Raw genomic sequence first — 3,028 nt, 5'->3', positions numbered from 1 at the left:
AGCTCCTCGTACCGCCCGATGACCGCGAAGTGCTCCCGGCCCGGTGACTTGGCGAAGCTGCCGCCGCGCCGCTCGCGCCAGCGCACGCAGGCCTTGTCGAGGACGGCGGTGCGTGCGCCCTCGGCCAGGGTCGCGCGCCGCACCGGCACCACGTCCTCGTAAGGACCGTCGCTGAACGCGAGCCGGCGCTCCTGCCAGAAGACGCGCCTGAAGACGCGGTTCCAGGCGGCGACGGTGACGGCGAGGGGGTCCCCCGCGAGGTCGTCGCCGCCCGCGCGCACGCTCTCCCACCAGTCGACGCGGTCGTGGCCGAAGAGCAGCACGTCCGGGTCCTCGGCCTCGTCGAGGGCGGCGGCGATGGCCTCCAGGGCGCCCGGCAGGAGGAGGTCGTCGCCGTCGAGGAAGAGGAGGTGGGTGCCGGTGGCGCGGTCCGCGCCGATGTTGCGGGCGGGCCCCGGGCCCGCGTGCGCCGGGATGCGGACGAGTTGCACGCGCGGGTCGCGCTCCGCACACTCCGCGGCGATCGCGGCGGAAGCGTCCGGCGACGCGTCGTCCACGACGATCAGCTCCAGATCGCCGCAGCTCTGGTCGAGCACGGAGTCCAGGCATTCCCTGAGGTAGCCCTGGACGCGGTGGGCGGGGACGACAACCGAGAAGCGCGCCATGTTCACCGACGGTAGCCAGCCGGACACGACCTGTCGAAGACCGTGGATCACTCATTGGGGTGAAGGGAGGCAAAGAAATTGACGAGAAGGGGCCGAGAAGGGGCAAAGGGGATGAATACGCCCGTACTCCCATGATTACTCCCATGACTGGGAGCGTACGAAAGGCCGGTCTTCGTGCAGCCCCGTCTCAGCGTCGTCGTGCCCATCTACAACGTCGAAGAGTTTCTGGAGGAGTGCCTTGAGTCGATCGCCGGGCAGACCATGGCCGACCTGGAGGCCGTGCTCGTCGACGACGGCTCGACGGACGGCAGCCCGCGGATCGCACGTGAGTTCGCGGCGAAGGATCCACGGTTCGTCTATGTGCGCCAGCCGAACGCGGGGCTCAGCGCGGCCCGCAACACCGGGGTGCGGCACGCGACCCCGACCGCCGAGTACCTGACCTTCGTCGACAGCGACGACGTCGTGCCGCACGACGCGTACGCGCGGATGACCGCGAGCCTGGACTCGACCGGATCCGACTTCGCGAGCGGCAACGTCTGGCGCCTGAACGAGCGCGGACGTCAGCAGGCGTGGCAGTACAAGTGGCTCACCGAGCCGCGCTCGCGCACGCACATCAGCCGTGACCTGGACCTACTCGCCGACCGCGTCGCCTGGAACAAGGTCTTCCGCCGCGCCTTCTGGGACCGGCACGGCTTCACCTTCCCCGAGGGGAAGCTGTACGAGGACACCCCGGTCATGATCCCCGCGCACTTCCTGGCGGGCTCCGTCGACGTGCTCAGCGACCACGTCTACTACTGGCGGGTGCGCGAGGGCTCGATCACCCGGCGGCGCACGGACGTCAAGGGCGTGCGCGACCGGATCGCGGCGTGCGCGCACGTCAGCGCCTTCCTCGCCGAGCACGCGCCCGAGATGCGGGGGACGTACGACACCTCCTGCCTGCGCGACGACTTCGTGTACTTCCTTGAGGGCCTCCCGATGGGCGGGCCCGAGTACCGCGCCACCTTCATGAAGGGCGCCGCCGCGTTCCTGCGCCGCGCGGATCCGGGAGTCGTCGCGGGGCTACCGGTGTCGCTGCGCGTGAAATGGCATCTCGTACGCGAAGGACGCACCGCCGACCTGATCGATCTCCTCACCTTCGAGCAGCGCAACGGGAGCGCCTTCCAGATCCGCGGGGTGGTGCGGCGCAGCGCCGCCTACCCGCGGAGCTCGGGCGGCCACATCCGGGTGCCGCAGGAGCTGGCCAGGCTCGGGCGAGGGGAACTGCCGGTCATCTCCCGGGTGCGGGAGGCGAGTTGGGGCGCGGACGGGCTGCTGCGGATCAGCGGTTACGCGTACGTGCGCAACCTGGAGGCGACGCGTCCGGGGCACTCCATCAAGGCCGCCATCCTCAAGTCGGCGCACAGCAGAGCCCAGTTGAGGAAGATCGCCACCCGGACGGTCGCCGCGCCGCAGGCCACCGAGAACTCCCAGCAGCAGCTGCACTGCTACGACCTCTCCGGGTTCGAGCTGACCATCGACCCCGAGCAGCTGAAGACGGGTGGCCGGTGGCGGCCGGGCAACTGGCTGCTCGGCGTGGTCGTCGCGGGCCACGGTTCGGTGCGGCGGGCCGCGGTGCGCCCCCTGGACAACTCGGCCGCCCAGTCCGTCGTACGCGAACTGGGCGACGGGCTCCGGCTTGTCATCGGCTTCAGCAAGGGCCGCCTGGTCCTGCGGATCCAGGACTACGTGGCGCGGGTCGACGCCCACCACAGGGACGGCGACGAGATGGTCCTGAGCGGCCATCTGCCGAGCCATCTGCGCCCGGCGGCCCTGCGCCTGACGCACAAGCACTCGTCGGCGGAGTTCGACTATCCGGTGACTCTGCCGGGCGACGACCGCTTCGACGTGCGCGTGCGCCTCGCGGACCTGGAGGACATCGCACCGACCCCGCATCTGGCCCCCAAGGAGGTCGAGCCCCCGCACGGCGACCGCTGGCAGGCCAACCTGGTCCTGCCGGACGGCAAGCTGAAGTCCCTGGCAGCGGCCCTCGACCTGCCGCCGGGCCGCTACACATCCCGCGAGGGCGGCCGCGAGCTGTGCGCATCGGCGAACGACCAGGGCCAACTGGTGATCGAGCTGACCCGCCAGCCGATCGCCGACCGGGTGGCGTGGAGCGCGGACGGCACGCTGACCATCGAGGGCACGGTCTCCGACACGAGCTGGGACGCGGCGGAACTGGTACTCAGACACAGCGGCCGCGACGAGGAACTGACCGTACCGGTGGAACGCACCGCAGGGCGCTTCCGGGGGGTGGTGGCACCCGGCGGCGGGGCACTGCGGGAGGGCCGGTGGTACGCGTTCCTGCGGGAGGCGGGCGGCGGGGA

2 protein-coding genes are annotated in these 3,028 nt (G+C 71.2%); one reads left to right on the top strand and one right to left on the bottom strand.

Annotation, left to right across the window (positions count from 1 at the left end; translation table 11 throughout):
• The coding region (locus tag ABD378_RS36110; protein ID WP_344528192.1) for a glycosyltransferase family 2 protein at positions 1-665 on the bottom strand (665 nt) is incomplete at its 3' end.
• 174 nt (positions 666-839) lie between these two features.
• Between ABD378_RS36110 and ABD378_RS36105 the strand changes: the two genes are divergently transcribed.
• The coding region (locus tag ABD378_RS36105; protein WP_344528190.1) for a glycosyltransferase family 2 protein at positions 840-3,028 on the top strand (2,189 nt) is incomplete at its 3' end.

The organism is Streptomyces rectiviolaceus (assembly GCF_039533825.1).
Taxonomy (GTDB): domain Bacteria; phylum Actinomycetota; class Actinomycetes; order Streptomycetales; family Streptomycetaceae; genus Streptomyces; species Streptomyces rectiviolaceus.
This window is presented reverse-complemented; position numbering and strand designations above follow the sequence as displayed.